This window comes from Clostridium ljungdahlii (assembly GCF_001636845.1).
Classification (GTDB): Bacteria; Bacillota; Clostridia; order Clostridiales; family Clostridiaceae; genus Clostridium_B; species Clostridium_B ljungdahlii_A.
In genome coordinates, this window is the sequence record NZ_LITT01000062.1 from 173,148 (window position 1) to 190,365 (window position 17,218).

Below are 17,218 nucleotides of genomic sequence, written 5' to 3' on the forward strand. Positions count from 1 at the left end.
TTAATTAAGAGAAGAGTTTACATAACGGTATGTATATAATGATATCAGCAGGAGATTTAAGAAAGGGAACTACTTTTGAACAAGATGGACAAGTGTACACAGTACTGGATTTCCTTCATGTAAAACCAGGAAAAGGGGCAGCATTTGTAAGGACAAAGCTTAGAAATGTTATAACAGGATCAGTTACTGATACTACTTTTAATCCAACTGCAAAATTGCAGGAGGCAGTTATAGAAAGAAAAGAAATGCAGTATTTATATTCAGATGGAGAATTGTATTATTTTATGGATCAGGAAACATTTGAGCAAATTCCACTGGAATATGAAAAGGTAGAGGATGCAATAAAGTTTTTAAAGGAAAATATGTTTGCTATAATTAAGTTTTATAAAGGTGAAGCATTTTCCGTTGAAGCTCCGAATTTTGTTGAACTTCAGATAACTCATACTGAACCAGGAGTTAAGGGAAATACTGCTACTAACGTATTAAAACCAGCTACTCTTGAGACAGGGGCTGTTGTTCAAGTCCCTATATTTGTAAATGAGGGAGAAACTATAAGAATTGACACTAGAACCGGAGAATATATGGAAAGAGTTTAGCCAATACTAATGGTAAAATAACTTTAAGGATGTGGTATTGTGAATTCTATTATATCTAAAGTATCCTATCTAAATGGTCTAGTAGATGGACTAAAAATTGATAAAAGTACTAATGAGGGAAAAATGCTAATAGAGATTGTTAATGTACTTAAAAGCATGGCAGAAGAAATTGACGATATGTCCAGAGCTCAAAAAGATATGGAAGATTATGTGGATGCCATGGATGAAGATTTAGCGGATTTACAAGACAACTTATATGATGATGATTATGAAATCTGTAAGTGTAAGGATGAAGGAGAAAACTTTACTGAAATACAGTGTCCAAATTGCAATGATACCGTATATGTAGATAAGGATATATTAGAACAACGAGAAGAATTAACGTGTCCAAATTGCCATAGTAGTATTCCTATTAAGGATGAACTTAAGAAAAGTAAATAAACAGAGTTCTTGGCATCAGATGGAGTTTTGACTCCACCTGATGCTTATTAACAGGCTTCTTAGTGCTTCAGCACTTAGAAGGCGTTATCCTTTAGGGAAAATCGTTATCCAGGGACGTAGCTGCTCTTTACTTCCACTTGGAGAAAAGCAGATATCCCAAATCTTTGATTTGGTGATAGTCGCTTTCGCTGTGTGCGTGGAAGTATTAGAGCAGGTAGTCATCGGATAAACAGTTTTAAATCCTATTGAAGTTTATAACTTCGATAGGATTTTTTTATTTTATTTCTATTTATGTGGAATAATTTTTACATAATCAAAATAGGAATTAATATAAAGTAATAAAGGAGATGAGAGAGATAGATACTAAAGAAATTTTAAACATTATACCTGAAAATTTAAAAGTTGCCCTAGGTGATTTAATAGAATCCCCTAATTTACAAGAAATAAGGATAAGGGCGGATAGACCTTTGATACTTCAGTTAGGTGAAAGGGAAATTGTATGCAAATATATTCCTAAATTAGAAGATATAAAGACAATAATCAAAAGGATGAGTAATTATTCTATATATGCTTTTGAAGAAGAAATTAAACAGGGATATATAACCATTAAAGGTGGACATAGAGTAGGAATATGTGGAAGATGTGTTATGGAGAAAGATGAAGTTAAAACCATAAAAGATATCGCATCTTTAAATATCAGAATATGTAGGGAAGTGGCTAATTGTTCGGATTCAATTATGAAATTCATTTCAAAAGGAAATGAAATAATAAATACCATAATAATTTCACCTCCTAAGTGTGGAAAAACCACTTTAGTAAGAGATATTGTAAGAAATATTTCCCAAGGTGTTAAAGACATAGGACTTACGGGAAAGAAAGTATCTGTTATAGACGAAAGAAGTGAAATAGGAGCTTGTTTTAACGGAGTTCCACAGTTAAATGTTGGCATCAGAACAGATATATTAGATGGATGCTCTAAAAGTCAGGGAATAATAATGGCTATAAGAAGCATGTCACCAGAAGTTATAGTTTGTGATGAAATAGGAACTTACAAGGATATGGATAGTATTGTGACTGCTTTAAATTCAGGAATAAGTCTAATTATAACTATTCACGGTTACGGAATAGAGGATTTATATAATAGACCTGTTTTTAAAGAAATAGTTGAAAATAAGGTATTTAATAGGGCTGTAGTACTTAGCAATAGAAAGGGTGCAGGAACAATAGAATATATATATGATTTCCCAAAAAGTTCAATAATATGGAGGGGATAAAATGTTAAAGCTTTTAGGATGCATTATGACAATATGTGGTTCCACTGGAATTGGATTTATATGGGGAGAAAATTTGAAATGCAGAGTTAAGCAATTGAGAGAAGTACAAAGATGCATCAATCAACTTCAAAATGAAATAATATACACACATACTCCACTGCCAGAAGCTATTTTAAATACAGCATCTAAAAGTGTAAATCCTATTAAAGATGTGCTTGAAGAAATATCTCATATGTTAAAGGAGAATTCTGTTGACAGTGTATATGAGGCTTTTAATGTGATATTTGAAAAGAAAAAAGATATCCTAAATTTGAAAAATGAAGATATAGGTACATTAATAGATTTATCTAAAACACTTGGAGAATCAGATATAGAAGGACAGAAAAGAATGTTTTCTCTAGCCCTAGAAAATATAAAAAAACAAATTGAAATTTCAGAAATTTCAATGAATAAAAATTTAAAAATGTACAGATGTCTGGGATTTTCTTTAGGTGCAGTGGTGGTGATAATTTTAGTCTAAACTGCAGGTACACATTAATTAAATTTCTTATAAGAAATGAAAGGGAGAGATAATTAAATGATGGACATAAGCTTAATTTTTAAAATAGCAGGAGTGGGTATGATTGTTATACTCATAAACAAAGTTTTAGAAGCCAGTGGGAAAGGTGATTATGCAGTGGTGACCAATTTAGCAGGAATTTTAATTGTCCTCATGATGGTAATTAACCTAGTAAATAAATTATTTACTACAGTCAGAACTATGTTCCAACTTTAGGAGAAAGTTATGGAGATAATTAAGGTAGTAGCGTTTGCTTTTATAGCACTGTTTTTAGTACTTCTGTTTAAAGGAAAGAGAGATGACATAGCAGTTTATATAAGTATAGCTGCAGGAATAATTATATTCCTATTTATGATAGCAAAGATAACGGCAGTACTTCAATTTATTCAGCAATTAGCTGCTAAGGCAAATATAGATTTCATTTATTTAACCACTGTATTTAAAATAATTGCTATTGCATATTTAGCTTCTTTTTGCAGTGAAATATGTAAGGATGCTGGACAAGGAAATTTAGGAGCAAAGGTTGAATTTGCAGGTAAAATATTAATTTTAGTACTTGCAATTCCTATACTTATGGCTGTTCTTCAGTCAATTTTAAAGATTATGTAGGTGTTAATATGAAAAAGATTATATTGGGTTTAGTTATAGTTTTATTAATAGGTTTTAATGTACAAGCTTTTGACACCAGCAGCGGAGAAACAAATGTGCAGAATCAAATTAAAATAGAAAATAGTAATGACGGTAGTGTACAGGATGACAAATATAATAAAATTCAAAATAAACAAAGCGAATCTGAAAAAGAGCAGATAGAAAAGTTTTATGACTATATAACTAATATGAAGACAAAAAATGAGGTCCTTAAAGACATAGATGTAAGAGATTATGTGAAAGATTTTCTAAAAACTGGGTCAGGAAATACATCTTTTAAAAAAATTATACCTGCACTTGCAATGTATGGGGTGAGAGAAGTAGCAGCCTCATTAAAACTTTTAGTACTTTTGATAGTAATTTCACTTATATGTGCATTACTTACTAATTTGCAGAGAGCTTTTAATGGAGAACAGTTATCTAATATAGCCTACTTTGCATGTTACTCACTAATAATAATAATAATGGCCAGAAGTTTTTATATAAGTGTGGATATTGCTAGATCTACTATAAAAGAAATGACCGATTTTATGGTCGCTTTAATACCTATACTTATAACTTTGGTGGCTGCAGTTGGAGGATTTGTAGAAGCATCAATTATGGATCCTATTGTAATAGGTGCTATAACTATAAGTGCCAATTTGTTTATGGATGTAATAATTCCTATAATATCCATGTCTTTTGTACTTCAGTTTGTAAATAATTTATCTTCTGAATATAAAATAGATAAACTTACCAAGCTCCTAAATCAGGTAGCACTTTGGGCACAGGGAATTATAATGACTGTATTTATAGGAATTATAACTGTAAGAGGGATAACCTCTAAAACTATTGATGAAGTTACAGCAAAAACTGCTAAATTTGCAGTGGACAATTTTGTGCCCATAGTTGGGAAAAGTCTTTCAGATGCCATATCTACTGTAGCAGGATATTCTATTTTACTAAAAAATGCGTTAAGCAGCTTGGGACTTGTAATAATTGTAGCAATACTGCTGTTTCCAGTAATAAAACTTTTAATTATTGTAGTAGCATATAAACTTACTGCAGCTCTAATAGAACCTATAAGCGATGGAAGGCTTGTAAACTGTATAAACTCTGCAGGAAGCTCCATTGTACTTATAATGGCGTGTCTCATATGTGTATCCGTTATGTTTTTCATAATGATATGTATAATAGCTGCAGCAGGAAAAATTACAATGTGAAAGAGAGGAATACAATATGCTTCAATCTTTAAAGGAGTGGCTGATAAATATATGCACTGCACTATTTTTTATTACAGCTATAGAAATGATACTTCCCGATAATAGTATGAAAAAATATTGCAAATTTGTATTGGGGCTCATTTTGATTACAGTTTTCATTAATCCAGTAGTGAAAATATTCAATAAAGATTTTGATATAAATCAATATACTGAAAAGGCTATAGAGAGCTTTGAAAAGGGATTTAACAGTAAAAATCAATTAGACGAATTTAATGATTACAAGAAAAAGAGTATGGAAGATACTATTGAAACTTTTAAAATGAATCTTGAAACTAAGTGTGAAAAAAGTCTTGAAGAAAAATATCCAGATGAAAGTTATAAAGTAAAAATAGATGCAAGTTATGATGAACAAAATAATAGTGTATGTATAAAAAATGTAAATGTTCAAGTCAAAGATGGAAGTGTGGAAAAAATAAAAAAGGTTGATATAAATACCAAAAGTACTTCCGTCAGCAATTTGGATTCTGGAGATGACGATAAAAATGTAAAATTAAAAACTTATTTAAGCCAGGAATTAAATGTATCTAAAAATATTATACATGTAAATTCTTAGTTGGAGGAGTTAGTATTATGAATTTAAAAAAGTGGTTAAAAGAACTTTTCAATAATAAAAAGGTATCTAATGACAAAAAAAATATTTTCAATTTGGCTGTATTATTTTTGATAGGAGTACTTATAATTGTTACAATAAGTTTTTTTAAAAGCTACAATAATGAAGGCAGCGTAAATACTTCTAAAAATTTAAATGATGGCAGTAGTAACAGTAATAAACAGCAGGGTTCTACATCTCCCGAACAAAGTAAGACTGAAGATTATGAAAAATCAATGCAGGAAGATCTAAAAAATACTTTGGAAAAAATGGATGGGGTAGGTAAAGTGGAAGTAATGATTAGCTTTGAAAGTGGGGAAGAGAGTGTACCGGCAGTGAATATAACTGATTCAACTAATAATACAGAAGAAAAGGATACTGAAGGTGGTACAAGAAATACTACCCAAAAAAACAATGGAAGCACGGTAGTCGTTACAAATGATGGCAGCAAATCGCAGCCGCTTATAGTTAAGACATACAATCCTAAAGTTTCAGGTGTATGTGTTGTAGCTGAAGGAGCTGAAAACAAAATAACTGAACTCAGAATATCAAAAGCTATAACGGATTTGTTTGGGATATCAGAAGATAAGGTAAATGTATATCCTATGAAAAAGTAGTATATAAGTATATTTTTTAGCATATAATTCTTTAGAAGATAAATGGGGGGAGTTAAAATGAATAAAAAACAAGCTGTAATTATTGTGACTCTTTTAGCTTTAATTGTTTGCGTGGGAGTAGTTGCTACAAAATTAAACAGTCCTATAAATTATGTAAATGGTGTGGACAATGGAAGCGGTAAAAGTGCAGTATCTTTTAATAGCAGCGATAATAAGAGTTCACAGGATAAGAGTACTCAAGCAAAAAGTACTCAATCTAAAAGTGAACAATCGCAATTTTTTGAGGAGACGCGGCTTACAAGGGATCAGAAAAATGCAGAAACTCTTCAAACTTTAAAAAGTCTTATAGATGACAAAAATGTTTCTGACCCAAATCGTTCTGATGCGGAAAAAAAGTATACTGCATTAGCTATGAATACGAATTATGAATTGAAAATAGAAAATACTCTAAAAAGCAAGGGATATGAAGATGCTATATGTTCTATAGAAGACAACAAGGCAAGGGTAATAGTTAAAGGTAAGAATAAATTGGAAGACAAGGATACAAGACAGATAAAAGACGTAGTTATGAGTATTTCAAACATTCAGGAAGTTGAAATCGAGGTAAAACAAGGTTAAAACAAAGTGGAGCAATTACATAAATAAATTAATTGTAAAAAAAATATCCATTTGATATAATGTATGTAATGTGGGTCTTTCGATGATGTGAAAATCTAGGAGGTGAAACAATGGAGGAAAATACGAATAACGAAATTGATATGGGTATTGTAAAAATATCTGATGAGGTTGTAGGTGTAATTGCAGGTCTTGCTACTACTGAAATAAAAGGTATAGTTGGTATGAGTGCTAGTCTTGTAGGTGGAATTACTCAAATACTTACAGGAAAGAAAAACTTATCTAAAGGTGTTAAAGTGAGTGTAGGAGAAAATAATGCAGCTATAGATTTATATGTAGTAGTAGAATACGGAGTAAGAATTCCTGATGTAGCACTTAAAGTTCAGGAAAATGTAAAGAGAGCAGTTCAATCTATGACAGGCTTAGATGTTTCAGCTATAAACATACATGTGCAAAATGTTATGATTCCTAAAACAGAAGAGAGCAATGATAATATAGAAGAAGAGCAATAGTATGCACCCTCTGGATTCAGAGGGTGTTTCTATTTAAAGATATGTTTGTATACTTGAACTAGTGTATTAGTTTAAGTATAATTATATCTGAAATGACAATAATTATTTCTAGAAGAGTATATATCCAAGTAGGAGGAAAGTATGAATAGAAAAAAATCCAGAGAGTTGATAATGAAATTATTATTTGAAATGAGTATAAATAGAGAAGATTTTAGAAGTGTTTTGGCAAACTTAGAAGATAACTTAGAAAAAAAAAATGAGAGCAAAGAAACTGATGGTGCCGAGGAAGTTTACAGTGAAAATATTGACAAACTAAAAAACGTTGATATGGAATATGTAAAAAGGGTTGTAAAGGGAATAGAAGAGAATAAGGATAGTTTGGATAAGGAAATTGAAAAATATCTTAGAAATTGGACATTAAACAGACTGCCAAAAGTTGATGCTGCAATATTAAGAATTTGTACATATGAATTTTTATATGAACAGGATATTCCTGAAAAGGTATCTATAAATGAAGCTATAGAACTTGCTAAAAAGTATTCTTCCGAGAAGTCTGCGCCATTTATAAATGGTGTGCTTGGAAATATGATAAAAGACAAGAGCGTAAGTAAACAGTAATTATGAATTGAATATGAGGGGTTAAATAATATGTATATTAAAACATTAACTGTGTCTGATATTAACAATTATATAAAAAAGACTTTGGATAATGATTTTATACTTGCTAATTGTTCTATTAAAGGAGAAGTATCTAATTTGAAATTACATACAAGTGGACATATATATTTTTCCCTAAAAGATAAATTTAGTAAGATAAATTGCATTATGTTTAGAGGAGATGCTGGGAATTTAAATTTTATACCTGAGGATGGTATGAAAGTAATAGTTAAAGGAAGAGTGTCTTTATATGAAAAGGAAGGACTATATCAGCTTTATTGTAGTGAAATGAAACCAGATGGTATGGGGGAGCTGTATTTAGCTTTTGAAAAATTAAAAGTAAAATTAGAACAGAAAGGATTGTTTGATGAATCACATAAAAGAAAAATACCTACTTATGCCAAGAAAATAGGTGTAATTACTTCTTCTACAGGAGCTGCAGTTAAGGATATAATAAATGTAACTAAAAGAAGAAACAAAAATGTAGAACTTTTAATTTATCCATCACTAGTTCAGGGGGCAAATGCTAGCAGTGATGTGATAAAGGGAATTGAAGTATTAAATTCTATAGAAGATGTAGAACTTATAATTATAGCAAGAGGAGGAGGTTCCATAGAAGAACTTTGGTGCTTTAATGATGAAAAGTTAGCAGAGGCAATTTATAGCTCAAAGAAGCCTATAATAACAGGAGTTGGACATGAGATTGACTATACTATAGTGGATTTTGTATCTGACAGAAGAGCACCTACACCTTCTGCGGCAGCAGAAATTGCAGTTTTTAACTTGGAAGAAACCTTACAAAAACTCAATAATTATAAAAATAGACTTTACACTTGTGCTAAGGATAAAATAAAAGACGAAAAGAATAGACTTAATTTTTTGAAAAAAGCTTTAGATTTAAACAGTCCCCTTATATATGTAGCAAATCAGTATAGTAATGTGGATAAACTCAAAGAACTCTTAAACTTCAAATTAAATGTTAAAATCAACGAGAAAAAAGAAAAATTAGCAAAGATAAATGCACTGCTTTCTGCCCATAATCCATTAAATATTTTAAATAGGGGATACTCTATAATAGAAGATGATGAGAATAATGGAATAAACTCCATTGAAGAACTCAATAAAAAAGATAAGATCAAAGTAACTATGAAAGATGGAACTTCTAAATTTAAGCTAATTCATTATTAGAAAAGAGGTATTCGTATGCCTAGAAAAACGGAAAGTTATGAAAATATAATGGAAAAATTAGAAAGTATAGTAGATTCTATGGATAATAGAGAATTATCCTTACAAGACAGTATGAAGAGTTACGAAGAAGGAGTAAAATTGTGTAATAAATTATATAAGATATTAAATGATGCAGAAGGAAAAATAAAGATTCTCACTGAAGAAGGAGAAAAAGATTTTAATATTAAACCTTGAGGATAATATGCTTAATTAATAAGGCTATTTACATAGAATGGAGAATGTATTATGGAGATTAAAGGTGTAATTGAAACATTAAGAGAGGAATTGAATAAATACCTCCATGACTATATGGAGGGAAAAGGATCTTATAATAAAAGAGTATATGAAGCTATGCAGTATAGCTTAGATGCAGGAGGAAAGAGGATAAGACCTCTGCTATTTCTTTTGACCTATAAACTTTATAAGGCAGATTGTAATGAGGTTATGGATATAGCAGCAGCTATTGAAATGATACACACTTATTCCTTAATTCATGATGATTTACCTGCTATGGACAATGATGATTTAAGAAGGGGTAAACCTACAAATCATAAGGTATTTGGAGAAGCTATTGCTGTACTTGCTGGAGACGGACTTTTAAATGAAGCAATGAGTTTGATGTTTAGACACTGTATTGGAAAAAACGATAACGCTATAAGAGCTTGTAGTATTATTTCTGAAAGTGCAGGAGCTGATGGAATGGTTGGCGGCCAGACGGTGGATATTTTAAGTGAAAACACTAAGATACCTATAGACCAACTTTATTATATGCACAGCAAAAAAACGGGAGCACTCATAAAAGGATCTATAATATCTGCAGCAGTATATGCGGGAGCAAGTAAAGCTGAAATAGATAAATTAAGCTATTATGGAGAAAAGTTAGGATTGGCATTTCAAATAAAGGATGATATATTGGATTTAACAGGAGATACTGTTCTTTTAGGTAAAAAGGTAAAAAGTGATCTAAATAATAACAAAACTACATTTATAAGTACTTATGGAATAAATAAATGCAAAGAAATGTGTAATTCAATTACAAGTGAATGCATAGAAGTACTGAATGGGATGAGTGGAGATACTTCTTATCTAAAAGAATTGACATCATTTTTATTAAATAGAGAAAAGTGAAGTTCAAGTTGTGCTAAAAATTTTAAAACTACTTTGTTAAAGGGATAGATAATGATGAGTAATTTATTAGATAATTATAAAGATATAAATGACGTAAAGAAGATGTCTTTAAATGAGAAAAAAAAGCTAGCTAGAGAAATTAGAAAATTTTTAATAGACAAAGTATCTAAGACAGGAGGTCATTTGGCGTCTAACTTAGGGGTTGTGGAGCTCACTTTGAGTTTATTTAGTGTATTTGATTTGAATTATGATAAACTTATATGGGATGTGGGACATCAAGCTTATGTGCATAAAATCCTTACGGGAAGAAAGGATAAATTTGATACTTTAAGACAATTTGGAGGATTAAGTGGATTTCCTAAAAGGTGCGAAAGTATATACGATTTTTTTGAAACAGGTCACAGTAGTACTTCAATATCTGCAGCACTTGGAATGGCCAGGGCTAGAGATTTAAAGCACGAGAAATATAATGTGGTTGCAGTTATAGGAGATGGAGCACTTACTGGAGGTATGGCACTAGAGGCTCTAAATGATGTGGGTTATAGAAAGACAAAGCTTATAATAATATTAAATGATAATCAAATGTCCATAGGAAAAAATGTAGGCGGAGTATCTAAATATTTGAATAGACTTAGAATGGATCCTAAGTACAATAAATTTAAGGCAGATGTAGAAGCTAAGTTAAAAAAGATACCGAATATAGGAACAGGAATGGCAAAATACCTCGAGAAGGTAAAAAATGGAATAAAGCAAATGGTAGTGCCTGGAATGTTTTTTGAAGATATGGGAATTAAATATTTAGGGCCAATAGATGGTCATAATATAAAAGAACTTACAGACGTGCTCACTTCTGCCAAAGACATACAAGGTCCAGTTATTATACATATAATAACCAAAAAGGGAAAAGGATATGAATTTGCAGAAAAAAATCCAGGTAAATTTCATGGAATAGGGCCTTTCAATTGTGCCAATGGTGAATTGGATGCTAGTTCCTCAAATACTTATTCCAAGGCCTTTGGAAATGAAATAGTAAAGCTGGCAGAAAAAGACAATAGGATAGTGGCTATAACTGCAGCCATGAGGGATGGAACAGGCCTTAAGAATTTTTCTGAGAAGTTTCCTGAAAGGTTTTTTGATGTAGGAATAGCAGAACAGCATGCTGTAACTCTGGCAGCTGGAATGGCACAGGCAAATTTAAAACCTGTATTTGCAGTTTACTCTACTTTTCTTCAAAGAGCCTATGATCAACTTATTCATGATGTATGTATGCAAGAGCTTCCCGTGGTTTTTGCTGTAGATAGAGCTGGAATTGTAGGAGAAGATGGGGAGACACATCAGGGAATATTTGATTTATCTTATTTAACGGAAATGCCACATATGACGCTTATGTCTCCTAAATGTATAGATGAGCTTCCATATATGTTAAAATGGGCACTAGGCCAGAGTTTTCCTGTAGCTATAAGGTATCCAAGGGGAGGAGATAGTGTATGTCTTAATCCCGTAGAAAATTTTAAACTTGGAAAGTGGGACTGTATTTCAAATGAAGGCAGTGTAGCAATAATTGCTCAGGGGAAAATGGTGCAAAATGCAGTGTTAGCAGGAAAAAAACTTAAAGAAAAAGGTATAGATGTGAGGATTATAAGTGCATGCTTCATTAAGCCACTGGACAAGGCAATGTTAAACAGGTTAGTTGAAGAAAATGTAACTATCGTTACTGTTGAAGACAATGTAATAAGAGGAGGATTAGGGTCCTATATATTAGAATATGTAAATAAATTAAATAAAAAGGTAAAAGTAGTAAATTTAGGGTTTGATGATAAGTTTATACAACATGGGAAATCGGATATTTTGTATAAGCTGTATGGCTTGGATCCTAAAGGTATCGTAAATAGTGTACTTAAAGCAGCAGAGGTAAGTCATATATTTTAATAGTGAGGTAGTTTATTATGTCAGAACCAAAGGAAAGATTGGACGTACTTTTAGTAGAGAAGGGCATTTTTCAATCTAGAGAGAGGGCTAAAGCCAGTATTATGGCTGGAGAAATATTTATTAATGGACAGAGAATAGATAAATGTGGACAGAAGATAAAAAAAAGTTCAGATATAGAATTTAGAGGAGAAAAACTTCCTTTTGTAAGTAGGGGAGGATTGAAATTACAAAAAGCTGTAAAAGAATTTAATATTAACTTAAAGGATAAAGTATGCATGGATATAGGTGCATCTACAGGTGGGTTTACAGATTGTATGCTTCAAAATGGAGCTAAAAAAGTATTTTCAATAGATGTAGGATATGGGCAGTTTGCTTGGAAACTCAGGATAGATGATAGAGTGGTTTGTATGGAAAGAACAAATATAAGGTATGTAACGCCTGAGGATATAGGTGAATATGCAGATTTTGCAAGTATAGATGTTTCCTTTATATCTTTAAAAAAAGTTGTACCTGTAGTTAGTAACTTACTGAAAGAAAATGGCAGTATAATGGCGCTTATAAAGCCACAATTTGAAGCTGGAAGAGAAAGGGTAGGAAAAAAAGGTGTAGTAAGGGAAAAATCTACTCACATAGATGTAATAAATGAAATTATAACTTTTTTGAGAGAAAAGAATTTAAAAATAATTTCATTGAGTTATTCTCCTGTAAAGGGTCCGGAAGGAAATATAGAGTATTTAGTGTATTTTACTAAGAAAAGTGATTTTAAGGAGTCGTTCATAGATGAAGATATAATAAACATAGTAAACTCATCTCATTGTGAACTAAATGGGGAGGAACTATGAAAAATATAGGAATTAACGTTAATACAACAAAAGATCCAGATAAAAAAATGTTAAATTTCATAAAAAAAACAATATATAGTATAGATAAAAGTGTAAAAGTAAAAGTATATGAAAATTGTGATGGATTAGATAAGGATGAAAGCACTAAGTTAGATGTAATTATAGTATTAGGAGGGGATGGTACTATATTAAACACATCAAAACATATACTTGATTCAAATACACCTATACTGGGAGTAAACATAGGGCATTTAGGCTTCTTGGCACAGGTTGAGGTAAACAGTATAGAGAACGCACTCAAAAAATTATTTAATGGAGATTATGTAATTGAAGAGAGGAATATGATTCAATGTATCTATGATGATGGAAATGGACCAAAGGCATATGATGGATTAAATGATGTAGTATTATACAAGGGAATTAAGTCAAGAATACAGAGATATGATGTTTATATAAATGAGAACTTTTACAATACATTTAGTGGTGATGGTATTATTGTATCTACATCTACAGGATCTACAGGATATAACCTTTCTGCAGGGGGACCTATAATATATCCATCTTTAGATATATTATGCCTTACTCCTATGTATTCGCAGTTTTTAACATCTAGAACTATTGTGCTGGACAATAAATGCCGTATAACTATAGCAGTTAGAAAAAATTTGAAAAATATATTTTTATCAATAGATGGTCAGGAATGGATTGAAGTAAATGGGCTAAATACCATAGAAGTAAGAAGATCTAAAAATAAAAGAAAATTTATAAAATTTGATGATAATAATTATTTTGACACGTTAAAAGATAAAATTAATTTTAAGGCAAAAGAAGGTGAAGTATATGAAGGTAACTAGACATGCCAAGATACTTGAAATTATAAATTCAAATGATATTGAAACTCAGGAAGAATTAGCTGATAGACTTAAAAAAAGCGGTATGAATGTAACACAAGCTACAGTTTCAAGAGATATAAAAGAATTAAAACTTATAAAAGTATTATCTGATAGTGGAAAATATAAATATGCAACTATTTCACATACGAAAAATTTCTTATCTAATAAACTTGTAAATATATTTTCTCAAACTGTAACAAGTGTAGAAAATATAAATAATTTCATAATAGTAAAAACAATTTCAGGGTCTGCTTCTGCAGCAGCTGAAGCCATAGATTCTTTAAATTTTGGTGGAATAGCTGGAAGTATAGCTGGCGATAACACTATATTTGTAATGACTAGAGACGTGGAAAATGCTCACATAATAACTCAAAGAATGAAGAAAATGATTTCTGAGTAGGAGGCTATTTTATGCTGCTTCAATTGAATATAAAAAATTTTGCACTTATAGAAAAGTTGACTATATCCTTTGAATCAGGTTTTAATGTATTTTCTGGTGAAACTGGAGCAGGTAAATCTATATTGATTGATGCAATAAACTATGTACTCGGAGGAAAATTTAATAAGAATTTGATAAGAACAGGGGAAAATAAAACTTTTGTAGAAGCAGTTTTTACTATAGAAAATCCAAAAACTTTTGAAATTTTAGAAGAAAAAGATATGAAATTGGAAGAAGATTTAGTAATAATAAGCAGAGAATCTTTTCAATCGGGAAGAACTGTAGCAAAGATAAATGGTAAATCTATTTTATTGTCTGATTTAAGAGATATAAGTAGTACACTGCTTGATATACACGGCCAACATGATAATCAAAATTTACTTTCAGAGCAAAACCACATAGATTATTTAGACTATTATGGTGAAAATTTTATTTCTGATATAATGGAAGAATATAAAAAAAGTTATCAGAATTTAAATAATATAAAAGATAAAATATATGAACTTTCAGGGAAAAGTGAAGACAGGGAAAAATTAATAGATTTTTTAAAGTATCAGATAAATGAAATAAATTCAGCAGATTTAAAAGAAACGGAAGAAAAAGAACTGGATAAAAAGTTTAATGTTTTATCTAATGCTGAAAAAATAAACAATGTAATAAACAAATGCTATATAACCCTTTATAGTGGAGAAGAAGAAAAAAATTCTATATATGATAATTTTGGAATAGTTTTAAAACAGTTGAATTCCATAAAAGATATTATGCCTCAAATAGGAGATATGTGCACTTCACTTGAAAATATATATTATGCTATAGAAGGTAATATAGATGAAATAAGAAATATGAAAGATAGTGTTTATTGTGATAAAAACGAATTGGAATATATAAATAATAGAATATATCAGATAAATGGTTTAAAAAAAAAATATGGTAATACTATAAAGGATATATTAGATTATAGAGATAAGATAAAAACTCAATATGAGGAAATGAAAAATGCCTCTGATATAATAAAAAATTTAAATTCGGAAAAAATAAAATTAGAGAATTTACTTAAAATTAAAAGTAAAAAGCTTCATGAAATTCGATGTAAAACAGCTCATGTTTTAGAAAAAAATATAAAAGATGAGTTGAATTTCATAGGACTTGAACACAGTATATTTAAAATAGAAGTTAATTTTGAAGATAAATTTACTTCAAAAGGAATGGATAAAGTAAAGTTCTGTATATCTACTAATCCAGGTGAACCTCTAAAACCTTTGGAAAATGTAGTTTCAGGAGGAGAACTTTCAAGAATAATGTTAGCATTAAAAACTGTATTTGTAGATAAGGATCATATTCCATCTGTTATATTTGATGAAATAGATACAGGAATAAGTGGAAGGATAGCACAGAGTGTAGCTGAAAAAATGTATACTATATCTAAAAAACATCAGGTTTTTTGTGTTACACACCTACCTCAAATAGCGTGTATGTCTGATACCCATTATTGGGTTTCAAAAAATATTAATAACAATAAAACCTATACGAAAGTTAAAAAGATGAAAAAAACAGAAAAAGAATATGAAATAGCTAGAATGATAGGAGGGGAAAAAGTTACAAAGCTTACTTTAGAACATGCAAAAGAACTTGTTAGGATGGCAGATTCTAAAAAGTGCAAAATTAAATAATAGAAACTAAAGAAGTTATCTCCAAAAGTCAGGAGGTGACTTTTAACTTTTTGAATAAAATTTATATTTTTGAAGAATACATTAACTTTAAATGCATCTATATGATAGCATAATAAGATATTTAAAAGGGCAACTTAAATGTAGAAAACAGTGTAACACAGGAGGTAAAAGCATGGGTAAAAAAATTAAACACAGATTATGCTGGATGTTCATTCCTATCCTGTTTATGATGTTAGCTGCCTATTATGGATTGTGTGATGATGGAAAAAGATCCAATTTAGTTCAAGTTTCTCACGCTAAATCAGCATTTAATACAGCTGCAGCCAGTAATGCTAATGTATACTTAGGTGGAGAACCTATTGGGGTAAAACTAAATACTAAAGGAGTATTGGTAGTAGCTCTTTCAGATATAGAAACTTCAAAGGGAAAAGTTACAAGTCCTGCTGCACTGGCAGGAATACAAGTAGGAGATAATATAATTAAAGTAAATGATGTTTATGTAAAAAATGCCGAGCAAACTCAAACTGAAATAAATAAAGCAAAGGAAAAAAATATAAAAATATTAGTAGAGAGAAATGGAAAAAATATAGAAAAAACAGTAAAACCTGTAAGTGCATTAGAAGGTAATAATTATAAGATAGGACTCTGGATAAGAGATTCTACTGCAGGAATAGGTACCTTGACTTTCTATGATGAGAAAAGTGGCATGTTTGCAGCATTAGGGCATCCTATAACCGATATAGATACAGGCACAAAGCTAAATATAAACTCAGGAGAAATAGTAAATGCCTCTATTGTATCAATTAAGAAAGGCCTTGAGGGAAATCCTGGCGAATTAAAAGGTATATTTGTAAATGAAGATGTGAAGTTAGGAGATATAACAAAGAATACAGAATGTGGAGTTTTTGGAAAGGTAAATACAAATTTTAAATGCAAGAGTTCTAAAAGCATAAAAATATGCCTAAAAAAAGACATTAAGGAAGGTCCTGCTAAGATTTTTACAACTATATCTGGGGAAAAGCCAGAATATTATGATATACAAATAGAAAAACTATTATCACAAAGTTCACCTGGACCCAAGAGCATGGTTATAAAAGTAACGGACCCTAGACTTTTAGCCAAAACTGGTGGAATAGTTCAGGGAATGAGTGGAAGCCCTATAATACAAAATAACAAATTAGTTGGAGCTGTTACTCATGTGCTTATAAATAAGCCTCAGGTAGGATATGGAATTTATATAGACTGGATGCTCAAAGATGCAAATATAATGTCAAAATAAAGAGTACAAAATGTTTTAAATAATTATAAAAAATATGGTAA

At 30.5% G+C, this 17,218-nt stretch carries 21 protein-coding genes; all 21 read left to right on the forward strand.

The window, feature by feature from the left end; genetic code table 11:
- Window positions 1–38 precede the first annotated feature (38 nt).
- Entirely contained in the window at window positions 39–596 is a 558-nt protein-coding gene (gene efp, locus WY13_RS17635; RefSeq protein WP_029170128.1) for an elongation factor P, read from the forward strand.
- Between the two features lie 39 nt (window positions 597–635).
- Window positions 636–1,037 carry a CD1247 N-terminal domain-containing protein gene (locus WY13_RS17640; protein ID WP_013237767.1) on the forward strand — a complete coding sequence of 134 codons (402 nt, stop codon included), beginning with the start codon at window positions 636–638 and terminating at the stop codon, window positions 1,035–1,037.
- A 356-nt stretch (window positions 1,038–1,393) separates the two neighbouring features.
- Window positions 1,394–2,311, forward strand: a complete 918-nt coding sequence (spoIIIAA, locus tag WY13_RS17645) for a stage III sporulation protein AA (protein ID WP_192845059.1) — start codon at window positions 1,394–1,396, stop codon at window positions 2,309–2,311.
- A 1-nt stretch (window position 2,312) separates the two neighbouring features.
- Window positions 2,313–2,831 carry a stage III sporulation protein SpoIIIAB gene (spoIIIAB, locus tag WY13_RS17650; RefSeq protein WP_063556885.1) on the forward strand — a complete coding sequence of 173 codons (519 nt, stop codon included), beginning with the start codon at window positions 2,313–2,315 and terminating at the stop codon, window positions 2,829–2,831.
- A gap of 57 nt (window positions 2,832–2,888) precedes the next feature.
- A complete protein-coding gene (spoIIIAC, locus tag WY13_RS17655; protein ID WP_013237770.1) occupies window positions 2,889–3,086 on the forward strand; it encodes a stage III sporulation protein AC in 198 nt (65 codons plus the stop codon).
- 9 nt (window positions 3,087–3,095) lie between these two features.
- A complete protein-coding gene (gene spoIIIAD / locus WY13_RS17660) occupies window positions 3,096–3,479 on the forward strand; it encodes a stage III sporulation protein AD (RefSeq protein ID WP_013237771.1) in 384 nt (127 codons plus the stop codon).
- Window positions 3,480–3,487: 8 nt separating this feature from the next.
- Window positions 3,488–4,720 (forward strand): stage III sporulation protein AE, encoded by a 1,233-nt coding sequence (gene spoIIIAE / locus WY13_RS17665; protein WP_063556886.1) that lies wholly within the window; start codon window positions 3,488–3,490, stop codon window positions 4,718–4,720.
- A 16-nt stretch (window positions 4,721–4,736) separates the two neighbouring features.
- Window positions 4,737–5,333 carry a stage III sporulation protein AF gene (spoIIIAF, locus tag WY13_RS17670; RefSeq protein WP_063556887.1) on the forward strand — a complete coding sequence of 199 codons (597 nt, stop codon included), beginning with the start codon at window positions 4,737–4,739 and terminating at the stop codon, window positions 5,331–5,333.
- A 17-nt stretch (window positions 5,334–5,350) separates the two neighbouring features.
- Window positions 5,351–5,986, forward strand: a complete 636-nt coding sequence (spoIIIAG, locus tag WY13_RS17675) for a stage III sporulation protein AG (protein ID WP_063556888.1) — start codon at window positions 5,351–5,353, stop codon at window positions 5,984–5,986.
- Window positions 5,987–6,043: 57 nt separating this feature from the next.
- Window positions 6,044–6,604: a SpoIIIAH-like family protein gene (locus tag WY13_RS17680; protein ID WP_063556889.1), complete on the forward strand. Its 561-nt coding sequence runs from the start codon at window positions 6,044–6,046 to the stop codon at window positions 6,602–6,604.
- A gap of 110 nt (window positions 6,605–6,714) precedes the next feature.
- The gene (locus WY13_RS17685; protein WP_063556890.1) at window positions 6,715–7,113 is read left to right on the forward strand and encodes an Asp23/Gls24 family envelope stress response protein; all 399 of its coding nucleotides are present in this window, start codon (window positions 6,715–6,717) and stop codon (window positions 7,111–7,113) included.
- A 141-nt stretch (window positions 7,114–7,254) separates the two neighbouring features.
- On the forward strand, window positions 7,255–7,731 hold the full coding sequence (gene nusB, locus WY13_RS17690) for a transcription antitermination factor NusB (protein WP_063556891.1): 477 nt from the start codon (window positions 7,255–7,257) through the stop codon (window positions 7,729–7,731).
- Window positions 7,732–7,761: 30 nt separating this feature from the next.
- Window positions 7,762–8,958, forward strand: a complete 1,197-nt coding sequence (gene xseA / locus WY13_RS17695) for an exodeoxyribonuclease VII large subunit (RefSeq protein WP_063556892.1) — start codon at window positions 7,762–7,764, stop codon at window positions 8,956–8,958.
- 15 nt (window positions 8,959–8,973) lie between these two features.
- A complete protein-coding gene (locus WY13_RS17700) occupies window positions 8,974–9,192 on the forward strand; it encodes an exodeoxyribonuclease VII small subunit (protein ID WP_063556893.1) in 219 nt (72 codons plus the stop codon).
- Between the two features lie 51 nt (window positions 9,193–9,243).
- A complete protein-coding gene (locus WY13_RS17705; protein WP_063556894.1) occupies window positions 9,244–10,125 on the forward strand; it encodes a polyprenyl synthetase family protein in 882 nt (293 codons plus the stop codon).
- 54 nt (window positions 10,126–10,179) lie between these two features.
- Window positions 10,180–12,054 (forward strand): 1-deoxy-D-xylulose-5-phosphate synthase, encoded by a 1,875-nt coding sequence (dxs, locus tag WY13_RS17710; RefSeq protein ID WP_063556979.1) that lies wholly within the window; start codon window positions 10,180–10,182, stop codon window positions 12,052–12,054.
- Window positions 12,055–12,071: 17 nt separating this feature from the next.
- Window positions 12,072–12,896 carry a TlyA family RNA methyltransferase gene (locus WY13_RS17715; RefSeq protein WP_063556895.1) on the forward strand — a complete coding sequence of 275 codons (825 nt, stop codon included), beginning with the start codon at window positions 12,072–12,074 and terminating at the stop codon, window positions 12,894–12,896.
- Entirely contained in the window at window positions 12,893–13,750 is an 858-nt protein-coding gene (locus WY13_RS17720) for an NAD(+)/NADH kinase (RefSeq protein ID WP_063556896.1), read from the forward strand. The genes WY13_RS17715 and WY13_RS17720 overlap by 4 nt, the downstream gene beginning before the upstream one ends.
- Window positions 13,737–14,189, forward strand: coding sequence for an arginine repressor (locus WY13_RS17725; RefSeq protein WP_063556897.1), 453 nt, complete (start codon window positions 13,737–13,739; stop codon window positions 14,187–14,189). Before WY13_RS17720 ends, WY13_RS17725 begins: the two co-directional genes overlap by 14 nt.
- An 11-nt stretch (window positions 14,190–14,200) precedes the next feature.
- Complete coding sequence (recN, locus tag WY13_RS17730; protein WP_063556898.1) at window positions 14,201–15,898, forward strand: DNA repair protein RecN; 1,698 nt, start codon at window positions 14,201–14,203, stop codon at window positions 15,896–15,898.
- A 172-nt stretch (window positions 15,899–16,070) separates the two neighbouring features.
- Complete coding sequence (gene spoIVB / locus WY13_RS17735) at window positions 16,071–17,177, forward strand: SpoIVB peptidase (protein ID WP_063556899.1); 1,107 nt, start codon at window positions 16,071–16,073, stop codon at window positions 17,175–17,177.
- Window positions 17,178–17,218 lie beyond the last annotated feature (41 nt).